The organism is Roseateles sp. (genome assembly GCF_039595295.1).
In the GTDB taxonomy this organism is placed as follows: Bacteria; Pseudomonadota; Gammaproteobacteria; order Burkholderiales; family Burkholderiaceae_C; genus Roseateles.
The window spans coordinates 64053-89622 of sequence record NZ_JBCNLU010000018.1; the positions used below are offsets into that span (position 1 = coordinate 64053).

27 protein-coding genes are annotated in these 25570 nt (G+C 68.3%); 12 read left to right on the forward strand and 15 right to left on the reverse strand.

Features of this window, described 5'->3' with window-relative positions:
* Nucleotides 1-253: 253 nt before the first annotated feature.
* The gene (locus tag ABDW59_RS14670) at nucleotides 254-1657 is read left to right on the forward strand and encodes an alpha/beta fold hydrolase (RefSeq protein ID WP_343630575.1); all 1404 of its coding nucleotides are present in this window, start codon (nucleotides 254-256) and stop codon (nucleotides 1655-1657) included.
* Nucleotides 1658-1751: 94 nt separating this feature from the next.
* Here ABDW59_RS14670 and clpA read toward each other — a convergent pair whose 3' ends face one another.
* Nucleotides 1752-4073, reverse strand: a complete 2322-nt coding sequence (gene clpA, locus ABDW59_RS14675; protein WP_343630576.1) for an ATP-dependent Clp protease ATP-binding subunit ClpA — start codon at nucleotides 4071-4073, stop codon at nucleotides 1752-1754.
* Nucleotides 4070-4426, reverse strand: coding sequence for an ATP-dependent Clp protease adapter ClpS (clpS, locus tag ABDW59_RS14680; RefSeq protein ID WP_067062985.1), 357 nt, complete (start codon nucleotides 4424-4426; stop codon nucleotides 4070-4072). Before clpS ends, clpA begins: the two co-directional genes overlap by 4 nt.
* 254 nt (nucleotides 4427-4680) lie before the next feature.
* On the opposite strand from clpS, the gene ABDW59_RS14685 reads away from it, so the two are divergent.
* Nucleotides 4681-4974, forward strand: coding sequence for a cold shock domain-containing protein (locus ABDW59_RS14685; protein ID WP_343630615.1), 294 nt, complete (start codon nucleotides 4681-4683; stop codon nucleotides 4972-4974).
* A 187-nt stretch (nucleotides 4975-5161) separates the two neighbouring features.
* Here ABDW59_RS14685 and icd read toward each other — a convergent pair whose 3' ends face one another.
* The 3 genes from icd to hemN all read right to left on the reverse strand — a co-directional run bounded on the left by icd (nucleotide 5162) and on the right by hemN (nucleotide 8818).
* Nucleotides 5162-6415, reverse strand: a complete 1254-nt coding sequence (gene icd / locus ABDW59_RS14690) for an NADP-dependent isocitrate dehydrogenase (protein WP_343630577.1) — start codon at nucleotides 6413-6415, stop codon at nucleotides 5162-5164.
* 108 nt (nucleotides 6416-6523) lie between these two features.
* The gene (locus tag ABDW59_RS14695) at nucleotides 6524-7339 is read right to left on the reverse strand and encodes a sulfite exporter TauE/SafE family protein (protein ID WP_343630578.1); all 816 of its coding nucleotides are present in this window, start codon (nucleotides 7337-7339) and stop codon (nucleotides 6524-6526) included.
* A 24-nt stretch (nucleotides 7340-7363) separates the two neighbouring features.
* On the reverse strand, nucleotides 7364-8818 hold the full coding sequence (hemN, locus tag ABDW59_RS14700) for an oxygen-independent coproporphyrinogen III oxidase (protein WP_343630579.1): 1455 nt from the start codon (nucleotides 8816-8818) through the stop codon (nucleotides 7364-7366).
* Nucleotides 8819-9023: 205 nt separating this feature from the next.
* On the opposite strand from hemN, the gene ABDW59_RS14705 reads away from it, so the two are divergent.
* Complete coding sequence (locus ABDW59_RS14705; protein ID WP_343630580.1) at nucleotides 9024-9770, forward strand: cyclic nucleotide-binding domain-containing protein; 747 nt, start codon at nucleotides 9024-9026, stop codon at nucleotides 9768-9770.
* A 55-nt stretch (nucleotides 9771-9825) separates the two neighbouring features.
* On the opposite strand, the gene ABDW59_RS14710 is transcribed toward ABDW59_RS14705, so the two are convergent.
* From ABDW59_RS14710 to ABDW59_RS14745, 8 genes are all read right to left on the reverse strand, one after another.
* Nucleotides 9826-10113 (reverse strand): hypothetical protein, encoded by a 288-nt coding sequence (locus ABDW59_RS14710; protein ID WP_343630581.1) that lies wholly within the window; start codon nucleotides 10111-10113, stop codon nucleotides 9826-9828.
* 62 nt (nucleotides 10114-10175) lie between these two features.
* Complete coding sequence (gene ccoG / locus ABDW59_RS14715) at nucleotides 10176-11618, reverse strand: cytochrome c oxidase accessory protein CcoG (protein ID WP_343630582.1); 1443 nt, start codon at nucleotides 11616-11618, stop codon at nucleotides 10176-10178.
* The gene (gene ccoP / locus ABDW59_RS14720) at nucleotides 11605-12507 is read right to left on the reverse strand and encodes a cytochrome-c oxidase, cbb3-type subunit III (protein WP_343630583.1); all 903 of its coding nucleotides are present in this window, start codon (nucleotides 12505-12507) and stop codon (nucleotides 11605-11607) included. Before ccoP ends, ccoG begins: the two co-directional genes overlap by 14 nt.
* A complete protein-coding gene (locus ABDW59_RS14725) occupies nucleotides 12500-12679 on the reverse strand; it encodes a cbb3-type cytochrome c oxidase subunit 3 (protein ID WP_343630584.1) in 180 nt (59 codons plus the stop codon). Before ABDW59_RS14725 ends, ccoP begins: the two co-directional genes overlap by 8 nt.
* A gap of 12 nt (nucleotides 12680-12691) precedes the next feature.
* Nucleotides 12692-13318: a cytochrome-c oxidase, cbb3-type subunit II gene (gene ccoO, locus ABDW59_RS14730; protein WP_343630585.1), complete on the reverse strand. Its 627-nt coding sequence runs from the start codon at nucleotides 13316-13318 to the stop codon at nucleotides 12692-12694.
* A 24-nt stretch (nucleotides 13319-13342) separates the two neighbouring features.
* Complete coding sequence (gene ccoN / locus ABDW59_RS14735) at nucleotides 13343-14782, reverse strand: cytochrome-c oxidase, cbb3-type subunit I (RefSeq protein WP_343630616.1); 1440 nt, start codon at nucleotides 14780-14782, stop codon at nucleotides 13343-13345.
* A gap of 96 nt (nucleotides 14783-14878) precedes the next feature.
* A complete protein-coding gene (ccoS, locus tag ABDW59_RS14740) occupies nucleotides 14879-15025 on the reverse strand; it encodes a cbb3-type cytochrome oxidase assembly protein CcoS (protein WP_343630586.1) in 147 nt (48 codons plus the stop codon).
* Nucleotides 15026-15074: 49 nt separating this feature from the next.
* On the reverse strand, nucleotides 15075-17432 hold the full coding sequence (locus ABDW59_RS14745) for a cation-translocating P-type ATPase (protein WP_343630587.1): 2358 nt from the start codon (nucleotides 17430-17432) through the stop codon (nucleotides 15075-15077).
* A 35-nt stretch (nucleotides 17433-17467) separates the two neighbouring features.
* Between ABDW59_RS14745 and ABDW59_RS14750 the strand changes: the two genes are divergently transcribed.
* Entirely contained in the window at nucleotides 17468-17938 is a 471-nt protein-coding gene (locus ABDW59_RS14750; RefSeq protein WP_343630588.1) for a DUF192 domain-containing protein, read from the forward strand.
* A gap of 161 nt (nucleotides 17939-18099) precedes the next feature.
* Here ABDW59_RS14750 and ABDW59_RS14755 read toward each other — a convergent pair whose 3' ends face one another.
* Entirely contained in the window at nucleotides 18100-18684 is a 585-nt protein-coding gene (locus ABDW59_RS14755; RefSeq protein WP_343630589.1) for a Fe-Mn family superoxide dismutase, read from the reverse strand.
* A 175-nt stretch (nucleotides 18685-18859) separates the two neighbouring features.
* Entirely contained in the window at nucleotides 18860-20158 is a 1299-nt protein-coding gene (gene xseA / locus ABDW59_RS14760) for an exodeoxyribonuclease VII large subunit (protein ID WP_343630590.1), read from the reverse strand.
* A 329-nt stretch (nucleotides 20159-20487) separates the two neighbouring features.
* On the opposite strand from xseA, the gene ABDW59_RS14765 reads away from it, so the two are divergent.
* The 8 genes from ABDW59_RS14765 to ABDW59_RS14800 all read left to right on the forward strand — a co-directional run bounded on the left by ABDW59_RS14765 (nucleotide 20488) and on the right by ABDW59_RS14800 (nucleotide 25408).
* Nucleotides 20488-21198, forward strand: a complete 711-nt coding sequence (locus tag ABDW59_RS14765; protein ID WP_343630591.1) for a MotA/TolQ/ExbB proton channel family protein — start codon at nucleotides 20488-20490, stop codon at nucleotides 21196-21198.
* Nucleotides 21195-21608 carry a biopolymer transporter ExbD gene (locus ABDW59_RS14770; protein ID WP_343630592.1) on the forward strand — a complete coding sequence of 138 codons (414 nt, stop codon included), beginning with the start codon at nucleotides 21195-21197 and terminating at the stop codon, nucleotides 21606-21608. Before ABDW59_RS14765 ends, ABDW59_RS14770 begins: the two co-directional genes overlap by 4 nt.
* Nucleotides 21609-21621: 13 nt before the next feature.
* Nucleotides 21622-22677, forward strand: a complete 1056-nt coding sequence (gene lpxK, locus ABDW59_RS14775) for a tetraacyldisaccharide 4'-kinase (protein ID WP_343630593.1) — start codon at nucleotides 21622-21624, stop codon at nucleotides 22675-22677.
* Nucleotides 22658-22861, forward strand: a complete 204-nt coding sequence (locus ABDW59_RS14780) for a Trm112 family protein (RefSeq protein WP_343630594.1) — start codon at nucleotides 22658-22660, stop codon at nucleotides 22859-22861. The genes lpxK and ABDW59_RS14780 overlap by 20 nt, the downstream gene beginning before the upstream one ends.
* Nucleotides 22858-23616: a 3-deoxy-manno-octulosonate cytidylyltransferase gene (kdsB, locus tag ABDW59_RS14785; protein ID WP_343630595.1), complete on the forward strand. Its 759-nt coding sequence runs from the start codon at nucleotides 22858-22860 to the stop codon at nucleotides 23614-23616. Before ABDW59_RS14780 ends, kdsB begins: the two co-directional genes overlap by 4 nt.
* Before the next feature lie 189 nt (nucleotides 23617-23805).
* Nucleotides 23806-24459 (forward strand): adenylate kinase, encoded by a 654-nt coding sequence (adk, locus tag ABDW59_RS14790; RefSeq protein ID WP_343630596.1) that lies wholly within the window; start codon nucleotides 23806-23808, stop codon nucleotides 24457-24459.
* Nucleotides 24460-24500: 41 nt separating this feature from the next.
* Complete coding sequence (locus ABDW59_RS14795; RefSeq protein ID WP_343630597.1) at nucleotides 24501-24650, forward strand: hypothetical protein; 150 nt, start codon at nucleotides 24501-24503, stop codon at nucleotides 24648-24650.
* The gene (locus ABDW59_RS14800) at nucleotides 24650-25408 is read left to right on the forward strand and encodes a 3-hydroxyacyl-CoA dehydrogenase (protein ID WP_343630598.1); all 759 of its coding nucleotides are present in this window, start codon (nucleotides 24650-24652) and stop codon (nucleotides 25406-25408) included. The genes ABDW59_RS14795 and ABDW59_RS14800 overlap by 1 nt, the downstream gene beginning before the upstream one ends.
* Nucleotides 25409-25570 lie beyond the last annotated feature (162 nt).

Genomic DNA, 25570 nt, shown 5'->3' on the forward strand with positions numbered 1-25570 from the left:
GCTGATCATTCGGGCGCCGGATGACGGTGTCGTGACTCGGCGGTCGCCCGCCCCTCGGGTCGGGGAATGCCTCAGATCCATCCCCCTCTCGTCGTGCTCAGGGGGCAACCCTTGGTAGGGGGTCCTCAACCCTTCGTCGAATGGGCGCGCCGACCCTTCTTTGGTGTGATCCCTCCCCACCAGACCGCCGCCCCATCCCGGTGCGGCGGACCCGAACGGCCTCGGCCGTTCTCATTGATCCAGGGAGATCCCCATGTCCGATCCGACCTCCAAGCTTCCCTCGGCCAACGCCGACCTGATGCCCGGCCGCCGCCAGTTCCTGGCGAGCTCGGCGCTCGCCGGCGCCACCGGCCTGGGCCTGCTGCAATTCGCGGGCGAAGTCGGCGCCGCAGGCGCGTCCGCCGGCTCGATCAGCGCCGGCGGCAAGTCCGTCTACACGGGCCCCAGCGACGCGGCCACCGCCGCCCCGGGCGACGACTCGATCCGCGAGTTCCGCATCGCCATCCCCGACGCGGCCCTCGCCGACCTGCGCAGCCGCCTGGCCAGAACCCGCTGGCCCGATCGCGAGACCGTCCGCGACACCTCGCAGGGCGTGCAGCTCGCCCGGCTGCAATCGCTGTGCGGCTACTGGGGCACGTCCTACGACTGGCGCCAGGTCGAGGCCCGCCTCAACGCGCTGCCGCAGTTCATGACGCAGATCGACGGCGTCGACATCCACTTCATCCACGTGCGCTCGCGCCACGCCAACGCGCTGCCGCTGATCCTGACGCACGGCTGGCCGGGCTCGGTGCTGGAGATGGTCAAGGCCATCGGCCCGTTGACCGATCCCACCGCTCACGGCGGCCGCGCCGAGGACGCCTTCGACGTCGTCATCCCGTCCATCCCGGGCTACGGCTTCTCGGGCCGTCCGACCGAGCTGGGCTGGGGTCCGGAGCGCACCGCCAAGGCCTGGGATGTGCTGATGAAACGGCTGGGCTACACGCGCTACGTGTCTCAGGGCGGGGACCACGGCTCCGTCGTGTCGGACGCGCTGGCACGGCAGAAGCCGGCCGGTCTGCTGGGCATCCACGTCAACATGCCGCCCACCGTGCCGCCGGAGCTGGTCAAGGGCATCAACAGCGGCGACACACCGCCCGCCGGACTCGCGCCCGATGAGCGTCTGGCCTTCGAAACCCTGGCCAAGTTCTTCGGCCGCAACGCCGCCTACGGCGCGCTGATGGTCACGCGGCCGCAGACCATCGGCTACGGGCTGTGCGACTCGCCGGTGATGCTGGCGGCCTTCCTCTACGAAAAGATCTTCGAGTGGACCTACCCGAGCGGCAACCCCGAGGCCATCCTCGGCCGCGATGCGATCCTGGACGACCTCTCGCTGTACTGGCTGACCAACACGGGCGCCGCGTCCTCGCGCTTCTACTGGGAGAACAACAACAACAATTTCAGCTCGGCGCATCAGCACACGACCGAGATCACCGTGCCGGTCGCGGTGACCGTGTTCCCGGGCGAGATCTATCGCGCGCCGAAGAGCTGGACCCAGCGCGCCTATCCGTCGCTGTACTACTTCAATGAAGTCGACAAGGGCGGCCACTTCGCCACCTGGGAACAGCCGGAGCTGTTCGCGTCGGAGATGCGCAAAGCGTTCAAGCCGCTGCGCGGCTGAGGACCGCTTTCCCAAGCGTCCCCAAGCAGAACGGGTGGCCAAGGCCACCCGTTTTCTCGTTCCGCGCCGACCTTGATCGGCGTGATTTAGCGCGTCAGTCGGCCGTCGCCGGCTCGGCCTTGGGCTTGTTGTCCTTCTTCAGCGGGGTGATGTCCAGCTGGACCTCGCCCTTGTCGTCGACGTCCACGTTGAGGCGTCCGCCGTCGACCAGCTGACCGAAGAGCAGCTCGTCCGCCAGGGCACGACGGATCGTGTCCTGGATGAGGCGCTGCATCGGCCGCGCGCCCATCTGCGGGTCGAAGCCCTTGGCCGCCAGGTGCTTGCGCAGCGCGTCGCTGAAGGTGACCTCGACCTTCTTCTCCTGCAACTGGCTCTCCAGCTGCAGCAGGAACTTGTCCACCACCCGCAGGATGATGTCCTCGTTCAGCGCGCCGAAGTTGACGATGGCGTCCAGACGGTTACGGAACTCCGGCGTGAACAGACGCTTGATGTCGGCCATCTCGTCACCTTGCTCGCGCTTGGTCGTGAAGCCGATCGTGGACTTGGTCATCGCCTCCGCGCCCGCATTCGTGGTCATGATGATGATCACGTTGCGGAAGTCGGCCTTGCGCCCGTTGTTGTCGGTCAGCGTGCCGTGGTCCATCACCTGCAGCAGCACGTTGAAGACGTCTGGATGAGCCTTCTCGATCTCGTCCAGCAGCAGCACCGCGTGCGGCTTCTTGGTGATCGCCTCGGTCAGCAGACCGCCCTGGTCGAAGCCCACGTACCCCGGAGGCGCGCCGATCAGGCGGCTGACGGCGTGACGCTCCATGTACTCGGACATGTCGAAGCGGATCAGCTCGATGCCCAGGATGTAGGCGAGCTGCTTCGCGACTTCCGTCTTGCCCACGCCCGTCGGGCCGCTGAACAGGAAGGAGCCGATCGGCTTGTCCGGCTTGCCCAGGCCCGAGCGCGCCATCTTGATCGCCGCGGACAGCGCGTCGATCGACGGATCCTGACCGAAGACCACGCTCTTGAGATCGCGATCCAGGCTCTTGAGCTTGCCGCGATCGTCCGACGACACGGACGCGGGAGGGATGCGCGCGATCTTCGCGACGATGTCCTCGACCTCGGCGCGGGTGATGGTCTTCTTCTGCTTGCTCTTGGGCAGCACGCGTTGCGCCGCACCGGCCTCGTCGATCACGTCGATCGCCTTGTCGGGCAGATGGCGGTCGTTGATGTACTTGGCCGACAGCTCCGCCGCCGCCTGCAGCGCGCCCAGCGCGTACTTGACGCTGTGGTGCTCCTCGAAGCGCGACTTCAGGCCCTTCAGGATTTCCACCGTCTGGTCGACGGTCGGCTCATTCACGTCGATCTTCTGGAAACGACGCGACAGGGCCGCGTCCTTCTCGAAGATGCCGCGGTACTCGCTGAACGTGGTCGCGCCGATGCACTTGAGCTGACCCGAGGACAGCGCCGGCTTGAGCAGGTTGCTCGCGTCCAGCGTGCCGCCCGACGCCGCGCCGGCGCCGATCAGGGTGTGGATCTCGTCGATGAAGAGCACCGCGCCGGGCTGGTCCTTCAGCTGCTTGATCACCGCCTTGAGGCGTTGCTCGAAGTCGCCGCGGTACTTGGTGCCCGCCAGCAGCGCGCCCATGTCCAGCGAATAGACCACCGCCTCGGACAGCACGTCGGGGACCTGCCCCTCGGTGATGCGCCAGGCCAGGCCCTCGGCGATCGCGGTCTTGCCCACGCCGGCCTCGCCGACCAGCAGCGGGTTGTTCTTGCGACGGCGGCACAGCACCTGCACCACGCGCTCGACCTCCAGCTCACGGCCGATCAGCGGATCGATCTTGCCGTCACGAGCCATCTGGTTGAGGTTCTGGGTGAACTGCTCGAGCGGGCTGCCCTTGCCTCCGCCCTGGCCCTGGCCCTCGCCCTCTTCGCGCTCGGACTCGGCACCGTTGCCTTCCGGACCCTTGGGGGGCTCGGGCGGTTCGCTCTTCTTGATGCCGTGGGCGATGAAGTTGACGACGTCCAGACGCGTCACGCCCTGCTGGTGCAGGTAGTAGACGGCGTGGGAGTCCTTCTCGCCGAAGATCGCGACCAGCACGTTGGCGCCCGTCACTTCCTTCTTGCCGTTGCCGGTCGACTGCACGTGCATGATCGCGCGTTGGATCACGCGCTGGAAGCCCAGCGTGGGCTGCGTATCGACCTCGTCGGTCCCGCCGACGGTGGGCGTGTTTTCCTTGATGAACTGCGCAAGCGACTTGCGCAGGTCTTCGATGTTGGCCGCGCACGCGCGCAGCACTTCCGCCGCCGAAGGGTTGTCGAGCAGCGCCATCAGCAGGTGTTCCACGGTGATGAACTCGTGGCGCTGCTGGCGTGCTTCGACAAACGCCATGTGCAGGCTGACTTCAAGCTCTTGCGCAATCATGCGGCCTCCATAATGCACTGCAAAGGATGTCCGGCGCGCCGTGCCGCCGCCAGGACCATTTCGACCTTGGTGGCCGCCACGTCCTTGGTGAATACACCGCAGACGCCGCGACCGTCGTGATGAATCTTCAACATGATCTGGGTGGCCGTATCCAGGTCATGGCGGAAGTACTCCTGCAAGACCATCACCACGAACTCCATCGGCGTGAAGTCGTCGTTGAGCATCAGCACCTGATACAGGCGCGGCGGCTCGGTCTTCTGAGCCACGCGCTCCAGCGTGGTGGATGCGCCACCATCGTCCGGAACCTGAGGCTCCCCGGGACCCGCTGGGGATTGTTGGGAAAGCAAGGACATGAACCGATTCTATAAACAGCGGGAGCTCCCCACATGGGGCCAGACGACAGCCTATCAAGGCTGTTGTCCCGATGCGCTGGACCGGGTGAAATCCGTGGCTCGCACCCGGCGATTTCCGGGATTTCCCGCGCCCGACTCCCCGAGTTTGGCACCTTCGCGACGCCCGACCCCGGGGAGTTCCTCAATTGACACTGGCTTGACACGGATTTGAGAATCCGCCCCGGTGCGACAAGGACACCGGGATGGAGAAAAAGATGGCAACAGGCACGGTCAAGTGGTTCAACGATGCCAAGGGGTTTGGCTTTATTGAACCCGAACAAGGAGGGGGCGACGTCTTCGCGCACTTCTCGGCCATTCAGATGGAAGGCTTCCGCACGCTCAAGCAGGGCGGCAAGGTCACCTACGAACTGGTCCAGGGCCCCAAGGGGCAGCTGGCTCAGAACATCCGCCCCGTCGAGGGCGCGGAAGGTGGTGATGAGCTCGCCACGCCGGTGGGAATTCCGCTGATGGCGGAAGCACTCGGCGGACAGCAGCAGGCCGCGGCCTGACACGCTGACGGACGCTCGTTGAGGACCCAGGGCCCGCGCTTCAGCGGGCTTTGCGAAGAAGGCCCGCGCAAGCGGGCCTTTTTGCGTGCGCGAGCGCCCCCGCTCTCGTACGCCCCAATGAAAAAACCCCAGGCGACGAGTCGCGCTGGGGTTCTGGAGGCAGCCCGGTTCACGACCGGGCAGGCTCTCACATGTTCTCGATCATGACCTGACCGAAGCCGGAGCACGACACTTGCGTCGCGCCGTCCAGCAGACGGGCGAAGTCGTACGTGACCTTCTTCGACAGGATGGACTTCTCGATCGACGCGATGATCAGGTCGGCCGCTTCCGTCCAGCCCATGTGGCGCAGCATCATTTCAGCGGACAGGATCTCGGAACCGGGGTTCACGTAGTCCTTGCCGGCGTACTTCGGGGCCGTGCCGTGGGTGGCTTCGAACATGGCGACGGAGTCGCTCAGGTTCGCGCCAGGGGCGATGCCGATGCCGCCGACTTGAGCCGCCAGCGCGTCGGAGATGTAGTCACCGTTCAGGTTCAGCGTCGCGACGACCGAGTACTCGGCCGGGCGCAGCAGGATCTGCTGCAGGAACGCGTCGGCGATGCTGTCCTTGACCACGATGTCCTTGCCGGTCTTCGGGTTCTTGAACTTGCACCACGGGCCGCCGTCGATCAGTTCGGCGCCGAATTCCTTCTGGGCCAGCGCGTAGGCCCAGTCACGGAAGCCACCTTCGGTGAACTTCATGATGTTGCCCTTGTGCACGATCGTGACGCTGGGCTTGTCATTGTCGATCGCGTACTGGATGGCCTTGCGAACCAGACGCTCCGTGCCTTCCTTCGACACCGGCTTGACGCCGATGCCCGAGGTTTCCGGGAAGCGGATCTTCTTGACGCCGAATTCCTCTTGCAGGAACTTGATCAGCTTCTTGGCCTTGTCGCTCTGGGCTTCGAATTCGATGCCGGCGTAGATGTCTTCCGAGTTCTCACGGAAGATGACCATGTCCGTCTTGTGCGGTTCCTTGACCGGCGACGGGACGCCTTCGAACCAACGCACCGGGCGCAGGCAGACGTACAGGTCCAGTTCCTGACGCAGCGCGACGTTCAGCGAGCGGATGCCGCCGCCGACCGGCGTCGTCAGCGGGCCCTTGATCGACACGACGTAGTCCTTCAGGACTTGCAGCGTCTCCTCGGGCAGCCAGACGTCCGGACCGTAGACCTTCGTCGACTTCTCGCCGGCGTAGATCTCCATCCAGTGGATCTTCTTGGCGCCGCCATAGGCCTTCGCCACGGCCGCGTCCACCACCTTGATCATCACCGGGGTGATGTCGAAGCCGGTGCCGTCACCCTCGATGTAGGGAATGATCGGGTTGTTCGGAACGTTGAGCGAGAAGTCGGTGTTGACCGTGATCTTCTGGCCGCCCTCGGGCACCTTGATGTGCTGGTACATGGAGTCGTCTCCGCGAATCGCGTGGGTGGGTGGGGTTAACCGGAAGCGCTGATTCTATGACAGCGAAACTTTCAAGCGGCTGTTGGCGCGCATGCCCGCCACACCGGATCAGCCGCAGTACGCGCGGACCTGCGCCCAGGCGCCGTGACCCAGGGCCCACAGCGCCCCCGCCGCCAGCAGCAGACCCGACAGCCGCGTCGCCCATCGCACACCGGCGCCGCCCGCGATGATCGGGCCGTCCGCGTCGTCAGCAGGGACTTGCGCGTCGGGCCCGTTCCGTCGGCCGTTTCGACCCAAGCGTCCCAAGCGTCCCAAGCGTCCCAAGCGTCCAAGGCGGGCAAGCAACCACGGCCCCGCCAGCAGTCCGGGCGACGAGCCCAGCGCGAAGGCCGCCATCACGCCCGCGCCCTGCCAGGGCCCGTTGGCCAGTGCCGCCGTCATCAGCGCCGATTGGAGCAATCCACAGGGCCAGGCCAGCCAGGCCAGACCCGCGCCCAACGCGCCGGCCGTCCGACCCGCCGAGCGACCCGCTCCGGCCCAGGCGACGCCTCCGCCGGCCAGCGCCGATGCCGGCACGCCCAGCGAAGCCGGCGTGCGCGAGGTCCACAGCCGGCGCCACCAGAGCGGCTGCTCCGCCCGCCAGGCCAGCATGATCCCGAGGGCAAGCACCGCAAGATGCATCGCCAGCCACAGCGGCCGCAGCCAGCCTGCGGCGGACTCCCAGCGCAACAGGCCACCGACGCTCGCGGCCACGATCGCGCCGCCCGCCGCGTAGCCGATCAATCGTCCCGATTGAAAGGCCGCGCCGGTGCCCCGCCGCCCCCCCGTCACCGCCGCGCAAGGGGCCGCGCACATCGCCGCGCAATGCAGGCTGCCCGCGACGCCCATCAGGAAGGCGGAACCGGCCAGCGCCACATCGAGCATGAGAGCCTCCCGCCGCTGGCGCGGTCAGAGGATGCGGGAGAAGCGCACCGGCGACGAGGGCACGTCGGTCGCGCCGCCGGCGGACGCCGATGTGGCGGGGTCGCGCCTCAGGTAGCGATCGAAGACCATCGCCACGGCCCGGACGAAGAACCAGCCGGTCGGCGTGACCTGGACCGCGCGCGGCTCCAGCGTCACCAGTCCGTCGGCCTCCATGCGCCGCAGACGCTCGAGCTCCGGCGCGAAGTAGTCCGCCGTGACGACGCCATGCGAGCGCTCGATCGGATCGAACTCCAGCCGTCCCTGGCACATCAGCGCCATGATCGCGTCGCGTCTCACCAGATCGTCCTGATCCAGCTTGAGGCCGCGCTCGACCGGCAGCCGACCTTCACGCAGCGCGGCGTAATACTCCGGCAGCGTCTTGAGGTTCTGCGCGAAGGACGGGCCGACCTTGGAGATCGCCGACACGCCCAGCGCGATCAGGTCGCAATCGGGCTGCGTGCTGTAGCCCTGGAAGTTCCGATGCAGGCGCCCTTCCCGCTTGGCGACCGCGAGCGGGTCGCTGGCCAGCGCGAAGTGATCCATGCCGATGTAGCTGTAGCCGCGCGCGATGAAGCCGGCGATTGCGCCGGACAGCATGCGCAGCTTGTCAGTGGCCACCGGCAGCGCAGATGCCTCGATGCGGCGCTGCGGCTTGAAGCGGTGGGGCAGATGCGCGTAGCCATACAGCGCGACACGGTCGGGACGCAGCGTCGCCACCTGATCGATGGTGCGCGCGAACGAGATCGGCGTCTGCAGCGGCAGGCCGTAGATGAGGTCCACGTTGATGGAGCGGAAGCCCATCTCGCGCGCCGCTGCCATCAGCGCGGCCACGCTCTCGACACTCTGCTCGCGATGGACGGCCTTCTGCACGGCCGGGTCGAAATCCTGCACGCCGTAGCTGAGCCGGTTGATCCCGAGCGAGCGCAGGTGGCGCAGCCGCGCGACGTCGATCGTCCGGGGGTCGACTTCGATGGAGACCTCGGCATCGGCGGCGATGCGGAAGTGTTTGTGCAGCAACGCCATCAAGCCCGAGAGCTCGGCATCGCAGAGGAAGGTCGGCGTGCCGCCGCCGAAGTGCAGCTGCGACACCACCGGTCGCTCACCGAGCTGGCGCAGCACCAGCCCCATCTCGGTCTCGAGCGCCTTCAGGTACTCGGTCGCGCGCTCGTGATGCCGCGTCACGACCTTGTTGCAGGCGCAGTAGTAGCAGACCGACTCGCAGAAGGGAATGTGGACATAGACCGACAGCGGCTGCGATGCGGAGGGGCCGAACGCGCGCAGCGCCAGCGCCTCGCTGGCGGCCACGGCGTCATGGCCGCCATGAAAACGGTCGGCCGTGGGATAGGAGGTGTAGCGTGGTCCTGCGACATCGAAGCGGCGCAGCAGATCGGGGTCCGGGATCGCAGGGTCCCACTGGCACTGGGCGGGGTCAGGTCTCATGGGCTGGCATCCTCACCCTTTGTTGGCAATTGGTCATTGATTGATGTCATTGCCGACGCCATTCGCGCCGCGAAGAATCCGCGGCTTCCCCCAAGCCACCGCCCGTCCCGGCCCGCAGCACGACGCCGCCCGCGCCCTTGTTCCGCTGCCTAGCCAGGCCTCGCACCGCCCACGCCTCCACTCGCGCCTGCCCAGCGCCGCACCTATGGCGAGACACACCGCTCCCCCTCCCCCCTTCCCTCGGCTCGAACCCTTCAAGGTCGCCTGCTCGACCTGCTGCCTGCGCCACATTTGCCTGCCCACCGGTCTGGCGCCGGCCGAGATCGAACAGCTCGAACGCATGGTCCACGGCCGCCGCGTGGTGCCGCGCAACACGGTGCTGTTCCACGCCGGCGAGACCTTCGAATCCATCTACGTCGTCCGCACCGGCTTCTTCAAGACCTCGGCCATCGCGGAGGACGGTCGCGATCAGGTCACCGGCTTCCAGATGGCGGCTGAGCTGCTCGGCCTGGACGGCATCTGCGGCGGCGCGCATACCTGCACCGCCGTGGCGCTGGAAGATTCCCAGGTCTGCGTCATCCCCTACGCGAAGCTGGACGATCTGTCCCGCGACTTCGAGCAGCTGCAGCAGCAGTTCCACCGCCTGATGAGCCGCGAGATCGTGCGCGAGCAGCAAGTGCTCTTGATGCTCGGCGCCATGCGTGCCGAGCAGCGCGTCATCGCCTTCCTGATGAATCTGCTCAAGCGCTTGCAGGTGCGCGGTTTCTCGTCGTCCAGCGTGGTGCTGCGGATGACGCGCGAGGAGATCGGCAGCTACCTCGGCCTGACGCTGGAGACGATCAGCCGCACGCTGTCCAAGCTGCAGGACGAGGGCATGCTGGAGATCCGCGCCCGCGAGGTCCGGCTGCTCAAGCAGCGGCAACTGTCGCAGCTGGTGCGACAGGCCGCTTAGCCGGCGGACCATGCGGCCTTCAAGGCGGCCTTCAAGGCGGCCGTCAATGCCGCCGTCAATGCGGCTGCCCGCCGGTGGCCGCGTGATTGCGGGCCCTCATCGCGGGCTCGTGCGCGGCGGTGGCGTTGTCGTCGCCGGCATCCTCGGCGGCCCGGCGCATCGTGCCGTCCGAACCGCGATGCTCGATGACCGGATCCGGATGCGTGACCGCCAGCGTCAGGGTCACGATGCTGGCGACCACCACGATCGCCGGCCCGCCCAGCGCCAACCACATCATCGGATGCCGCCACCAGGGACCGCTGTCAGGGAGTTCCGCGCCAGGGCGGGTGAGGATGGTGTTCATGTCAGCTCCATTTGCGGGGTCACGCTTCAGCGAGGGCCGTGAGGTCAGCGATGCCTGCGGCCTCAACGCGGCACTACGAAGGTCGACTTCTCGAACAGCTCCCGGTCCGCGCTCATGCCGTCGGCGCCCACGCGCTCGATGCGGAAGCGCATCGGATGCACGCCGCCGCCGATGCGGGTCGCCGCGTCCGGCGGCAAGCGCAGGGAAACGGTGATCCAACGCGCCTCGGCGGGTTGGAGCATGAGCTCCCCATGCGGCGAACCCACCGTCAATCCGTCGAGGCCGGTCACGTCCAGGCGGAAGCGCTGCGTCGATTCCGCCGCGTTCATCAACTGCAGCCGATAGATGTTCTCCACCACGCCGTCCTCGATCTGCCGGGCCAGCGTCGCGCGATCCCGCACCACGTCGACCTTGAAGGGCATACGCATCGCCAGGCTCCACACCAGCACCGACGATACGGTCAGCAGGATCGCGCCGTAAATGAGCACGCGCGGGCGCAGCACGCGTCGCCACTGTTGCGCCGCCGTCCACCGACGGTCGATGCCGTTCTGCGTCGCGTAGCGGATCAGACCGCGCTCGTAGCCGAACTTGTCCATCACGTCGTTGCAAACGTCGATGCAGGCCGCGCAGCCGATGCACTCGTATTGCAGACCTTTCCGGATGTCGATGCCGGTCGGGCACACCTGCACGCATTGCGCGCAGTCCACGCAGGAGCCCAGTCCCGTCGCCGCCGGATCGACCTTCTTCGAGCGCGGTCCGCGCGGGTCACCGCGCGCGGCGTCGTAGCTGATGATCAGCGTGTCCTTGTCGAACATCGCGCTCTGGAAGCGCGCATACGGGCACATGTACTTGCAGACCTGCTCGCGCAGATAGCCCGCGTTGCCGTAGGTCGCGAAGCCGTAGAACAGGATCCAGAAAATCTCCCAACCACCGAGCGCGCCGCTCAACACGCCGCCGCCCAGCGCCCGGATCGGCTCGAAGTAGCCGACGAAGGTGAAGCCGGTCCACAGCGACACCGCGATCCAGGCCACATGCTTGCCAGCTTTGCGCAGCAACTTCTCGACGCCCCATCCAGCCTTGTCCAGCCGCATGCGCGCCGCGCGGTCGCCCTCGATGTGGCGCTCGATCCACAGGAAGATCTCGGTGTAGACCGTCTGCGGGCAGGCGTAGCCGCACCACAGCCGCCCCGCCACCGCGGTGAAGAAGAACAGCCCGAAGGCCGACACCACCAGCAGCGCGGTCAGATAGATGAAGTCCTGCGGGTACAGGACCAGGTCGAAGATCAGGAAGCGCCGCGCGTCCAGGTCGAAGAGCACCGCCTGGCGACCGTTCCAGTTCAGCCACGGGAGGCCGTAGAACAGCGCCTGCGTCGCCCACACCAGCACCCAGCGCCACACGGCGAACCAGCCGTGCACGGCGCGGGGATAGATCTTGGCTTCGGACTCGTACAGCCGGATGACCCGGGGCTCGGCCCGTGGCTCGATCCGTGGTTCAGGGACGGTCATGGGACTTGCCCCAGACATAGGCGGCCAGTACGCGGATCTGCTCCGGGCTCAGGCGCGAGCCGTGCTCGGGCATCACGCTGTGCTTGCCGTTGTTCACCATCGCGATGACGGCGCCCTCGCCCCAGCCGTGCAGCCAGACCTTGTCGGTGAGGTTGGGCGCGCCAAGCGCCTGGTTGCCCTTGCCGTCCATGCCGTGGCAGGCCGCGCAGACGGCGAACTTGGGCTTGCCCAGCGCCGCCGCGATGTCGTTGTGAGGGCTGCCCGACAGACTCAGCACGTAGTTGGCGAGGTTGCGCACGTCCTCGCTGGAGCCCACCGCCGCGGCCATCGGCGGCATCGTGCCCTGGCGACCGTTGGTGACGGTCTCGATGATGGTCTCGAAGCTGCCGCCGTAGAGCCAGTCCTCGTCGGTCAGGTTCGGAAAGCCTTTCGAGCCCTTGGCATCGGAGCCGTGGCAGGTCGCGCAGTTGTTGGCGAACAGCCGCTCACCGATGCCCATGGCCTGCGGGTCGCGCGCCAGCGCCTCGACCGGCTTGGCGTCGAAGGTCGCGTAGATCGTGTGCATGGCCTCGCGGGCCTGAGCCTCCTCGGCCTTGTACTGGTCGGTGCTGCTCCACTTCAGCGTGCCGGCGTAGCTGCCCAGCCCGGGATACAGCGCCAGGTAGATGCCGCCGAAGACCACGGTCAGCACGAACAGCACCATCCACCAGCGCGGCAGCGGGTTGTTGAGCTCGCGGATGTCCTCGTCCCAGACATGGCCGGTGGAGTTGTCATCGGCCATCACCTTGCGACGGCTGGCGATGATCAGCAGCGCCAGGCAGAGCACCAGCCCCAGCACGGTGGCCGCGGCGACGAACAGTGCCCAGCCGTTCGAAACGAAATCACTCATGACGACCTCCTTCGGGCGCCACGTCGTCCATCAGCGGAAGCGCGCCCAGGTCTTCGAAACGTTCACGGTTGCGCCGGGCATAGGCCCAGACGACGATGCCGAGGAACACCAGCAGCGAGATCAGCGTCACCGCCGATCGCAGCGTGTTGAGGTCGAAGTCGATTGCATGCATGACGACCTCCGTTCAGCGCTTGAGCGCGGTGCCCAGCACCTGCAGGTAGGCGATGACCGCTTCCATCTCGGTCTTGCCCTTGACCTCCTCGGCGGCGGCGGCGATCTGCTCGTCCGTGTAAGGGACGCCCACGGTCCGCAGCGCCCGCATGCGCGGGGCCAGCTCTTGCGGGTTGAGGGCCGCGCCGTTCAGCCAGGCGTAGGCGGGCATGTTGGACTCGGGGACCAGGTCGCGCGGATTGGTCAGGTGCAGGCGATGCCACTCGTCGCTGTACTTGCCGCCGACGCGCGCCAGGTCAGGACCGGTGCGCTTGCTGCCCCACTGGAAGGGGTGGTCGTAGACGAACTCGCCGGCGACCGAGTAATGCCCGTAGCGCAGCGTCTCCGCGCGCAACGGCCGGATCATCTGCGAGTGGCAGTTGTAGCACCCCTCGCGGATGTAGACGTCGCGGCCGGCGAGCTGCAGCGGCGTATAGGGTTTGAGGTTCTCGACCGGCTGCGTGGTCGAGCGCTGGAAGAACAGCGGGACGATCTCGACGATGCCGCCGACGATCACCGTCAGCAGCACCAGCACGATCATCAGGAAGTTGCTGGTCTCGATGCGCTCGTGTCCGGCGGGTTTGGCATGGGCGTTGGCCATGGCTTGCTCCTGGGGTCCGTGCGATCAGGCGGCCGCCGCGATGGCGACCGGGGGAATGGGCTGCGGGCTGACGCGTCCGACGCGGACCGTCATCACGACGTTCCAGGCCATCAGCAGCATGCCGCCGAGATACAGCAGGCCGCCCATCAGACGCACCACGTAGAACGGGTAGGTCGCCTTGACGCTCTCGGCGAAGGTCCAGGCCAGCGTGCCGTCCGGGTTGACCGTGCGCCACATGAGGCCCTGCATCACGCCGGCGATCCACATCGCGGCGATGTAGAGCACGATGCCCAGCGTGGCGATCCAGAAATGCAGCTCGATGGCGCGCTTGGAGTACATCTCGGTGCGGCCGTACATGCGCGGGATCAGGTGGTAGAGCGAGCCCATCGAGATCAGCCCCACCCAGCCCAGCGCGCCGCTGTGCACGTGGCCGATGGTCCAGTCGGTGTAGTGCGAGAGCGCATTGACCGTCTTGATCGACATCATCGGCCCCTCGAAGGTCGACATGCCGTAGAACGACAGCGCCACGATCAGGAACTTCAGGATCGGGTCGTCGCGCAGCTTGTGCCAGGCACCGCTGAGCGTCATCATCCCGTTGATCATGCCGCCCCAGCTCGGGGCCAGCAGCACCAGCGAGAACAGCATGCCCACGCTCTGCGCCCAGTCGGGCAGCGCGGTGTAATGCAGGTGGTGGGGACCGGCCCACATGTAGGTGAAGATCAGCGCCCAGAAGTGGACGATCGAGAGCCGGTAGCTGTAGACAGGCCGGTTGGCCTGCTTGGGGATGTAGTAGTACATCATCCCGAGGAAGCCGGCGGTCAGGAAGAAGCCCACGGCGTTATGGCCGTACCACCACTGCACCATCGCGTCCTGCACGCCCGCGTAGGCGGAGTAGCTCTTGGTCAGCGAGACGGGGATCTCGGCGCTGTTGACGATGTGCAGCAGCGCCACCGCGATGATGAAGGCGCCGAAGAACCAGTTGGCGACGTAAATGTGTCGGACCTTGCGCACGCCGATCGTGCCGAAGAAGACGATCGCGTACGCGACCCAGACCACGGCGATCAGGATGTCGATCGGCCATTCAAGCTCGGCGTACTCCTTGCCGGTCGTGAGCCCCATCGGAAGCGTGATAGCGGCCAGCACGATCACCAGCTGCCAGCCCCAGAACACGAACCAGCCCAGTGCCGGCGCGAAGAGCCGCACCTGGCTCGTGCGCTGGACCACATGGAAGGACGTGGCCATCAGCGCGCAGCCGCCGAAGGCGAAGATCACCGCGTTGGTGTGCAGCGGCCGCAGGCGGCCGTAGCTCAGCCAGGGGATGCCGAGGTTGAGCTCGGGCCAGGCGAGCTGCGCTGCGATGATGACGCCGACCAGCATCCCCACCACGCCCCACAGGACCGAGGCCAGCGAGAACGCTCGGACCACTCCATCCTCGTATCCAGGGGTTCGAGCCCCCCCTCCCATCGGACTTGTCGTGCCTGACATGTCGGCTCCTTGTGCCTGTCTTTTGCAGATGGCGGCGATTGTTTGGCCGCGGCATCCGGAGCACCTTGACGACTGTCAAGCTTGTGTTTCGTCCTCGAGGATTCGTTGACCTTCTCGATCCAGAGACTCCAGCTGACCGTCCTGCAGCGCCCAGCCGAAGACCGCCAGCACGACCAGCACCAGCACCACGGAGAGCGGAATCAGCAGATAGAGGATGTCCATCGAAGGGTCCTTGAGCGGGCGGCGGAAATGACAGTCGACGTGAGGAGGGTCAGGACTTGCCCAGGCGTGCCGCGTTCGCGATCACCCACGCCGAGCTGAGCGCCATGCCCAGCCCCGCGGCCCAGGGCGGCAGCCAGCCCAGCAGGGCGAGCGGGACGCACACGGCGTTGTAGAGGGCCGCCCAGGCGAGGTTCTGGCGCACCACGCGACGCGTACGACGTGCCAGCGGCAAGGCAGCGGCGACGGCATCGAGCCGCCCGCCCACCAGCAGGGCATCGGCACGCGCCTTCGCGAGGTCCGCGCCCTGCCCCATTGCGATCGACACCTGCGCGCGCGCGAGCACCGGCGCGTCGTTGATGCCGTCGCCGATCATCAGCACGCGCCGCCCCAGCGCCTGCAGCGTGGCGACATGGGACAGCTTGTCCTCCGGCGTCGCGGCGCCGCGCCAGCGATCGATGCCGGCCAGGGCCGCAATCCGCGCAACCCGAGGCGGCGCGTCGCCGGACAGCAGTTCCACGTCCAGCCGTTGATCGCGCCACACGCTCACGGCCTCGCGGGCGCCCTCGCGCAGCGCCTCGACGAACTGCCAGGACGCCCGCTCGACGCCCTCGCATGCGAGCACCAGTTGCGCATCGTCCGATCGGCCACCCGAGGCCCACGCCGCCGAGCCGAGTCGCCACGTCCGCCCTTGTTCGTCCATGCCTTGCAAGCCTCGGCCACCGATCTCCTCGATCGCCCGCCACCGCGTCGACGTCGGTCCGTCGGCGCGCGGCGCCGGCTCGTCGGCCCGCTCCAGCGACGCCATCAAGGCGCGCGACATGGGATGGCGAGAGCCGCCGGCCAAGGTCATGGCCGCCGCCAGCGCCTCCGTGTCCAGCGACGCCGGCCACTGCCGGGACATTCGCGGCGTGGCGTCGGTCAGCGTGCCGGTCTTGTCGGTGACGATCAGGTCCACATCGGCCAGGGACTCGATCGCGTCGAGCCGCGACAGCAGCAGCCCCCGCCGCGCCAACGCGCCGGCGGCGCTCACCCATGCGGCCGGCGCCGCGAGCGACAGCGCGCAGGGGCAGGTCACGATCAGCACCGACACGCTGACGGCGATCGCTTTCGACGGATCGATGAACAGCCACGCCAGAGCCGCGCCCCCGGCCAGCACCAGCACCGCGGCCAGGAACCATCCCGCGACGCGATCGGCCGCGCGCAAGGACTCGGGCCGGTCCTGGAAGGCCTGCGTCATCAGCTGCCGGATGCCGGCCAGCCGGGTGTCCTCGCCGACATGCCGTACCCGCAGCAGCAACGCGCCGCTCAGGTTCACGCTGCCCGCGAGCACCTCGTCGCCTGCGGACTTCCGGACGGCGCGCGATTCACCGGTCAGCAGCGATTCATCGGTCGCGCTGTCGCCCTGCTCGACGACGGCATCGGCCGGCACGCGCTGGCCCGCGGCGACACGCACCAGATCCCGCGGCGTGAGCCGCTCCGGATCCACCCACTCCCAGCCGCCGTCGGCGCGTCGCCGCTCGACCTGCTCGGGTACGCCGCCGGCCGCCTCTTCCAGCGCTTCGGCGGCGCGGTGCCGAGCGCGCAATTCCAGATAGCGCGCGCCCAGCAGGAAGCTGACGAACATCGTGATCGAGTCGAAGTACACCTCGTGCCCGAAGACGCCGCCCGGATCCAGCGTCGCGCCGCTGCCGGCGATGAAGGCCACCGCGATGCCCAAGGACACCGGCACGTCCATGCCGAGCCGTCCACCGCGCAACTGCGTCCACGCCGCCTTGAAGAAGGGGCCGGCGGACAGCAGCATCACCGGCAGTGTCAGCACCCACTGGCCCCAGCGCAGCAAAGCGGCCTGGTCATCGGGCATCTCGCCCGGCGCCGCGACGTAGGACGGCCAGGCCAGCATCATGACCTGCATCATCAGGAAGCCCGCGACGAACAACCGCCACACGGCCTGCCGATGCTCACGCCGGCGCAGCTCGCGCGCGGGGGCGGCCAGATCGGGCGCGAAGTCGTAACCGGCGCTGGCCAGCGCCGCGCGCAGCGCGTCCAGCGTGGTCGTCTCGGGATGCCAGTCGAGGGTCAGGCGTTGCGTGGCCGGACTGACCTGCGCGAGCCTCACGCCCGGCTGCGCCTGCAGCAGCGACTCGATCAGGCCGGCGCAGCTCGCGCAGTGCATGCCCGACAGCAGCAAGCGCGAGCACGCGTGGCGCGCGCCCGACACATCGCTTTTCCATTCGGTAAAGCCCGCCAGCCGCTGATCGGTGCCCGATGTGGGCGAAGCGTCGCCAGGAGCGCGCAAGCCCGCGGGATCGACGGGGATCGCGCGGGCATCGGGCTCGGATTCGCTGAGGAGGCGGGCCGCCGCGCCTGGGCCGGCGGCGGGTGCCGCGGCGGCTGGAGCGGGCAACATGGCCGCGATAATCCGCCAAACCTCAAGGGTCGACCATGTTCAATATCAAGACCGCAGCATCGCGGATGGCCCTGGCGGCCGCCGCGCTTCTTCTTTCGACCGGCGCGGCGCTGGCCCAGGCGCAAGGTCCGCAGACCGGCCTGCCCGTCGTCGAGCTCGGCGCCGGCATGCATCTGATCCACGCTGAAGTCGCGCGCACCGAAGAGCAGCGCGCCATCGGCCTGATGAATCGTCGCGAGATGCCGGCCAACAACGGCATGCTTTTCGTCTTCGAGGACGCCAACGTCCAGTGCTTCTGGATGCGCAACACCCTCATCCCGCTGGCGGTGGCCTTCGTCGCCGACGACGGCGCCATCGTCAACATCGTCGAGATGAAGCCGCTATCCGACGCCTCGCACTGCTCGGCCAAGCCGGTGCGCTACGTGCTCGAAATGAACAAGGGCTGGTTCGACCAGCGCGGCTTCAAGGCCGGCGCCAAGCTGCGCGGCGGCCCCTGGCCCAAGTAAACAGTCCTCATCCCAGCGCGTGATCGCGCGACTGGGTACGGGGACCGGCGCCGCCGTCGCGGCGGCCCCAACGACAACGGCCCGGGATCGCTCCCGGGCCGTTGCTCGTGGCGCTCTCGAAGAGCGCCGTGTCGCAGGCGCCCGTGACGGGCGCCGCGCGATCAGTTGCCGAAGTTGGCTTGCGCGAAGTCCCAGTTGACCAGGCTCTTCAGGAAGGTCTCGACGAACTTCGGACGCGCGTTGCGGTAGTCGATGTAGTAGGCGTGTTCCCACACGTCGACGGTCAGCAGCGCGGTGTCGGCGGTCGTCAGCGGCGTGCCAGCGGCACCGGTGTTGACGATGTCGACCGAGCCGTCGGCCTTCTTGACCAGCCAGGTCCAGCCCGAGCCGAAGTTGCCCACGGCGCTCTTCTGGAAGGCTTCCTTGAAGGCGTCGACGCTGCCCCACTTGGCGTTGATGGCGTCGAGCAGCTTGCCGGTCGGCGCGCCGCCGCCGTTGGGCTTCATGCAGGACCAGAAGAAGGTGTGGTTCCAGATCTGGGCGGCGTTGTTGTAGATGCCGCCGCTGGAGGTCTTGACGATCTCTTCCAGCGTCTTGTTCTCGAACTCCGTGCCCTTCTGCAGGTTGTTCAGGTTGTCCACGTAGGCCTTGTGGTGCTTGCCGTGGTGGTACTCGAAGGTCTCCGCGCTGATGTGCGGCTCCAGCGCCTTCTTGTCGTACGGCAGCTCGGGCAGAACGTGTTCCATGTGGGACTCCTGTTGGATGAGGTGGTGGACGAATGTCGCGGGCGATTGTAGGCATCCGAATCATGCCCCTGGCAGGAGCACGCATATCGCGCCTGGCCATGCTCGCTCGCAGTGGCGTTTCCCGGAAACAAAGCCCTGCGGCGGCGCAGGCCTCTCTTGCGCCGGCGTCCCGCGCTCACTCGTCCCGGCAGACGACGCGCCCGACGCGCAGCTCGGCCTCGCCGTCGGCCAGGACGGCGCGCAAGTCCTGACCCTCGGACAGCTGGCGGACCGAGCTCAGCGCCCGCCCCTGCCCGTCGTCCAGCCAGGCATAGCCGCGCGCCAGCACCTGGCGCGGGTCCAGCGCCTCCAGCCGCGCCGCCAGCGCGTCCAGCCGATGCGCGCCGCGCTGCGCCTGCCCCGGCAGCGCGCGGGCGAGCCGCTGCTCCAGGTGCTCCAGCCGTTGCGTCTGAAGTCCCACCCGCCGCGGCCCGACCTGGCCCAGCCGCTGCGACAGCAGATCCAGCCGGCGCCGCTGGCGGGCCAGCGCGTCGCCCGGCCGGGCCAGGCGCAGCGCCATCCGGTCCAGCCGCTGCGCCGCCGCGTCCAGGCGCTGCTCGACGCGCCGCACCAGCTGGCGCTCCAGCCCGTCCAGCGTCTCCAGACACTGCTGGCGCGACACGGTGGCGAGCTCGGCGGCCGCGGTGGGCGTCGGCGCGCGCAGGTCCGCCGCGAGGTCGGCCAGGGTGATGTCGGTCTCGTGGCCCACGCCGCAGATGACCGGCAGCGCCGAGCCGGCGACCTCGGCCACCACGCGCTCGTCGTTGAAGGCCCAGAGGTCCTCGAGCGAGCCCCCGCCGCGCACCAGCAGCAGCACCTCGGCATCGCGGCGCTCGTTGGCCAGGGCCAGCGCCCGCACGATCCGGGGGGGCGCCTCGTTGCCCTGGACCAGCGTCGGATAGACGAAGACCCGGGCATGCGGGGCCCGGCGCTTCAGCGCGGTCAGCACGTCGTGCAGCGCGGCGCCGCCGGTCGAGGTGATGACCCCGATCCGGCGCGCGTAAGGGGGCGGCACACGCTTGCGGTCGACGTCGAACAGCCCCTGCGCCTCCAGCCGCGCCTTCAGCCGCAGGAACTGCTCGTACAGCGCGCCTTCGCCGGAACGGCGCATCGCCTCGACGATGAACTGAAGCTCTCCGCGCGGACCATAGAGGTCCAGGCGACCGCGCAGCTCCACGGTCATGCCGTCGCGCGGCGCGAAATCGACCAGGCTGGCCGCCCGCCGGAACATCGCGCAGCGCAGCATCGCCGGCTGGCCTTCGGCGTCCTTGAGGCTGAAGTAGCAATGGCCGCTGGCCGCGCGGGTGAAGCCGGACAGCTCGCCCTGCACAGCAATGACGGGGAAGCGCGCCTGCAATGCGTCGGAAAGGGCCGTCAACAGGGCCGATACACCCCAGACCATCCGTGGCGATGCGGGTTTCAGGGCATCAACCATGCGCAAACCCAATGCTGGCGCGGGTTCGGAACTCCACAGCCGCGCCAATGCTGGTCCCGCGGGCCATATCGGCCGTCATGCCCGCGTCACATATCGATAAGCGCTTGTTTTTCAAAAGCTTTTTCCTGCCTGTTTTTTGGGCAACCTGTTCCGGGCCGTTTGCCGACGGGCTCTGGCGCCGTTCCGCCAGGACTTGCCCACAAAGTTATCCACAGGATCGGTGGATGTTTGTAAGGGCTTGTGATGAGGGTTGGCGGTGTTCGGCGCGGGAGCGGCGTGGCGCCATAATCGCGCCGCCGGGCCGGAGATGCCCGAACGGAGGGAATGCCTTGTTTTCGATCATACAAGCCGCCGGTTGGCCGATCTGGCCGCTGCTGCTGTGTTCCGTGGTGGCGCTGGCCCTGATCATCGAGCGCCTGGTGAGCCTGCGCGCCGCCCGCGTCGCCCCGGCCAGCCTGATCGAGGAAGTGCTGGGCGTGACGCAGCTGCAGATCCCCAGCAACGAGGTCGTGGGCAAGCTGGCGGAGAACTCGCTGCTCGGTCAGGTGCTGGCTGCGGGGCTGCGCGCCTCGCAGGTCGATCCACGCGGCGGTGAAGCCCGCCTGCGACAGGTCTTCGAACTGGCCGGCCGCCATGCGATCCACCAGATGGAGCGATATCTGAACACCCTGGGCACGATCGCCGCGGCCGCGCCGCTGCTGGGCCTGCTGGGCACGGTGGTCGGCATGATCGAGATCTTCGGCAGCCAGAGCCCTACCGGCGGCAACCCCGGCCTGCTGGCGCACGGCATCTCCATCGCGCTTTACAACACCGCCTTCGGCCTGATCGTGGCGATCCCGTCGCTGATGATGTACCGCTACTTCCGCGGCCGTATCGAGGCCTACGTCATCGACATGGAGCAGGCCAGCGAACGCCTGCTGACGCACCTGGTGAACCGCGCCATGCCCCCGGTCGCTCCCGTGCACCACGCAGGCCCGCCCACCGTGCCGCCGCCAGTGGCCGCGCCCGCGCAAGGCAAGCCCGCGAAGGCGGCCAAATGAAGTTCCGCCGTCGTCAGAGCGAGGAGCCGGAGATCAACCTGATCCCGTTCATCGACGTGCTGCTGGTGGTGCTCATCTTCCTGATGCTGTCGACGACCTATTCCAAGTTCACCGAACTTCAGGTCACGCTGCCCACCGCGGACGCGCAGCAGCTCAAGGACCGGCCGGCCGAGATCATCGTGGCCATCGCCGCCGACGGCCGCTATGCGATTGATCGACAGGTCGTCGAGGGCCGCAGCGTGGAGCTGTTGACCACCGCGCTGCAGCAGGCCGCGCAGGGCAAGCAGGAGCCGGTGGTGATCATCTCCGCCGACGCGGCGACACCGCATCAGGCGGTCGTCAACGTGATGGATGCGGCGCGGCGCGCCAATCTGCCGCGCCTGACCTTCGCGGCCAACAAGCCGCAATGAGCCCGCGCCGGACATGAACCGGGCCGCGCTCGAGCACCGGCTGCAACGGGCGTGGCGGGACGACGACCGCCTCGCCCACCTGCTGCGGCCGCTGGCCGCGCTGCATGGCGCCGTCCTGCGTCTGCGCGTCGCGCTGTATCGCCACGGCTTCAAGAAGAGCGCCACGCTGCCGGTGCCGGTCATCGTCGTCGGCAACTGGGTCGTGGGCGGCGCCGGCAAGACGCCGACGACGCTGGCCCTGCTGGACGTGCTGAACCGCATGGGCGTGCGCGCGGGCGTGGTCTCGCGCGGCTACGGCCGCAAGGATGAGAACGCGGTCCGGGTGATCGCCGACGGCGACCGGGCCGAGGACGTGGGCGACGAGCCGCTGCTGCTCCGCCTGCGCGCCCGCGTCCCGGTGGCGGTGGGCCGCGACCGCATCGCCGCGGCGCATGCCCTGCTGGCGGCCCACCCCGACACCCAGATCCTCGTGGCCGACGACGGCCTGCAGCACTGGCGGCTCCCGCGGCAGCTCAGCATCCTGGTCTTCGACGAACGCGGCCTGGGCAACGGCCGGCTGCTGCCCGCCGGCCCGCTGCGTCAGGCCCGCGATCTGCCGCCGCCGCCCGGCTCGTCGGCGGACCGGCTGGTGCTCTACAGCACCGGCCGTCCGAGCACCGCCCTGCCCGGCTACGTCGGCACCCGGCAACTCGCCGGCGCCGTCGCGCTGGCCGACTGGTGGCGCGGCGAGCCCGGCCGCATGGACCGTCTGCACGCGCTGCGCGGCAAGGCGCTGACCGCCGCCGCCGGCTTGGCCCGGCCGGAGCGCTTCTTCGACATGCTCGGCGAGCAGGGCTTGAACTTCCGCGCGCTGGCGCTGCCGGATCACGCGACCCTGGATCCCCTGCCCTGGGCCCGCACCGACGAGGTCGTCATCACCGAGAAGGACGCGGTCAAGCTGCGTCCCGAGGCGCTGCAAGGCTGCCGCATCTGGGTGGTGGCGCTAGACTTCCGCCCCGAACCCGCTTTTGAAGAGGCGCTGCAGCGCGAGCTGCGGCGGCTGCTCCCCCATGGACCATCGACTGATTGAGATGCTGGTGTGCCCCGTCTGCAAGGGCCCGCTGGAAGACCGCCGCAACGCCCCCGGCACCGGCCTGCCCGACCGCGAGCTGGTGTGCCCTGCCGACCGCCTGGCCTTCCCCATCCGTGACGGCATCCCGGTGATGCTGGCGGTGGAGGCGCGCCCCACCGACGCCGAGGGCGACGCGGCGTGAGCGCCGAGTTCCACATCGTCATCCCGGCGCGACTGGCGTCGACGCGGCTGCCCAACAAGCCGCTGGCGGACATCGGCGGCGCGCCGATGATCGTGCAGGTCGCGCGCCGCGCCGCGCTGGCCGGCGCCGCGCAGGTCGTGGTCGCGACCGACGCGGATGAAGTCCGCCAGGCGTGCGAGGCCCACGGCGTGCGCGCGCTCATGACCCGTGCCGACCATCCGAGCGGCAGCGATCGCCTCGCCGAAGCCGTCGAGCTGCTCGGCCTGGCCGACGACGCGCTGGTGGTCAACGTGCAAGGCGACGAGCCGCTCATCGCTCCGGCCATGATCCGCTCCTGCGCGCAGCTGCTGGCCGCGAAGCCGCCATGCGCGATGGCTACCGTCGCTCACGCCATCGACGACGATTCGGAGTTCGCCAACCCCAACGTCGTCAAACTGGTGACCGACGCCCAGGGCCTGGCGCTGTACTTTTCCCGCGCGCCCATCCCGTGGTGGCGCGACGCGCCCGGCGGCGGCGCTCGCGTCAAGCCGGACGCGGTGCTGCGTCATGTCGGCCTGTATGCCTATCGCGCCGGATTCCTGCGCCGCTTCCCGACGCTGGCGGTCAGCCCGCTCGAGCAGATCGAGGCGCTGGAGCAGCTGCGCGTGCTCTGGCACGGCGAGCGCATCGCGGTGCATGTCAGCGACGAGCGCCCCGGTCCCGGCGTCGACACGCCCGAGGATCTGGAGCGCGTGCGGCGCCTCATCGCGGGTTGATCACCGGCGGTTTCCCCCGATGAACACGGCCCTCGCGGGCGTCGCGGGGTCATGGCCCGACAGGGTTACACCTCAATTCATTCGGGCGCCGCGTCAGCGGGGAGAAGGCTGGCCCATGCTATCCTCGCCCGCAGTTTTCGAGGGCGCGTCGTTCCTGCGGCGCGCCCTCTCCACGTATCGAGGAGACCCATGCGACTGATTCTTCTGGGCGCCCCTGGCGCCGGTAAAGGCACCCAAGCGGCCTTCATCTGCCAAAAGTTCGGCATCCCGCAAATCTCCACCGGCGACATGCTGCGCGCAGCGGTCAAGGCGGGCTCGGAACTGGGCGTGGCCGCCAAGAAGGTCATGGACGCAGGCGGTCTGGTCAGCGACGACATCATCATCGGCCTGGTCAAGGAACGCATCACGCAGCCCGACTGCGCCAAGGGCTTCCTGTTCGACGGCTTCCCCCGCACCATCCCGCAAGCGGACGCGATGAAGGCCGCCGGCGTGAAGCTGGATTTCGTGCTCGAGATCGCCGTCCCCGATGACGCCATCATCGAGCGCATGAGCGGCCGCCGCGTGCATCCGGGCTCGGGCCGCAGCTACCACCTGAAGTTCAACCCGCCCAAGACGGCCGGCAAGGACGACGTCACCGGCGAGGACCTGGTCCAGCGCGACGACGACAAGGAAGAAACCGTGCGCAAGCGCCTGGAGGTCTATCAGGCCCAGACGCGCCCGCTGGTCGATTACTACTCGACCTGGGCCGCCAGCGGCGACGCGCTAGCCCCGCAATACCGCCGCATCGAAGGCATCGGCAGCGTCGACGAGATCACCTCGCGCGCGCTGGCCGCGCTGGGCTGATCGGCGCGCGCCGACCGCGCACCGGAACGATGGCGGCCCGCGTGGCCGCCATTTTCTCGTCCACAATTGACGTTTACGTCAACGGCAACTTCGAGTGCCGATCGGCGTGCGACGACCCCCGTCGACGCCGCGCCGGCAGGAACGACATCGACAACCTGAGCAAGGTGAACAACGTGGAAGGAGACATCTGATGGACATCGCGAACAAGGTCTTCATCGTCACCGGCGGCGCGTCCGGTCTGGGCGAGGGCACGGCCCGCATGCTGGCGCGCGAGGGCGCGACCGTGGTCATCGCCGACCTGCAGGTCGAGCGTGGCGAGGCTCTGGCCAAGGAATTGAACGGCGCTTTCGTGAAGTGCGACGTGAGCCAGGAGGCCGACGGGCAGGCAGCCGTGGCCAAGGCCGTGTCGCTGGGCAAGCTGATGGGGCTGGTGAACTGCGCCGGCATCGCGCCCGCGGCCAAGACCGTCGGCAAGGACGGCGCGCATCCGCTGGCCGTGTTCTCGAAGACGATCACGGTCAACCTGGTCGGCTCCTTCAACATGATCCGCCTGGCCGCGGAAGCCATGTCCAAGAACGAACCGGAAGCCACCGGTGAGCGCGGCGTGCTCATCTCGACGGCATCCGTCGCGGCTTTCGACGGCCAGATGGGTCAGGCGGCGTACGCGGCCTCCAAGGGCGGCGTGGTCGGCATGACCTTGCCCATCGCGCGCGACCTGGCCCGCAACGGCATCCGCAACATGACCATCGCCCCCGGCATCTTCGGCACCCCGATGCTGTTCGGCATGCCCCAGGAAGTGCAGGACGCACTGGCCGCCAGCGTGCCCTTCCCCTCGCGCCTGGGTCGCCCCGAGGACTACGCCAAGCTGGTCCACCAGATCATCACCAACGACATGCTCAACGGCGAGGTGATCCGCCTGGACGGCGCAATCCGGATGCAGCCCAAGTAAGCGCCGCGCGAGCGGCCAGCGGCGCGATCCGATCCGGTCGCGTCAATGTGAAAGGCCTCCCGGCTTGCGCCGGGAGGCCTTGTCGCTTGAGAGCGTTCGCGAGCAGCGGCTACGAGCAGCCGCGACGAGAGACGCGCTTGAGCGCGCCCTCGTTCGGCGCGA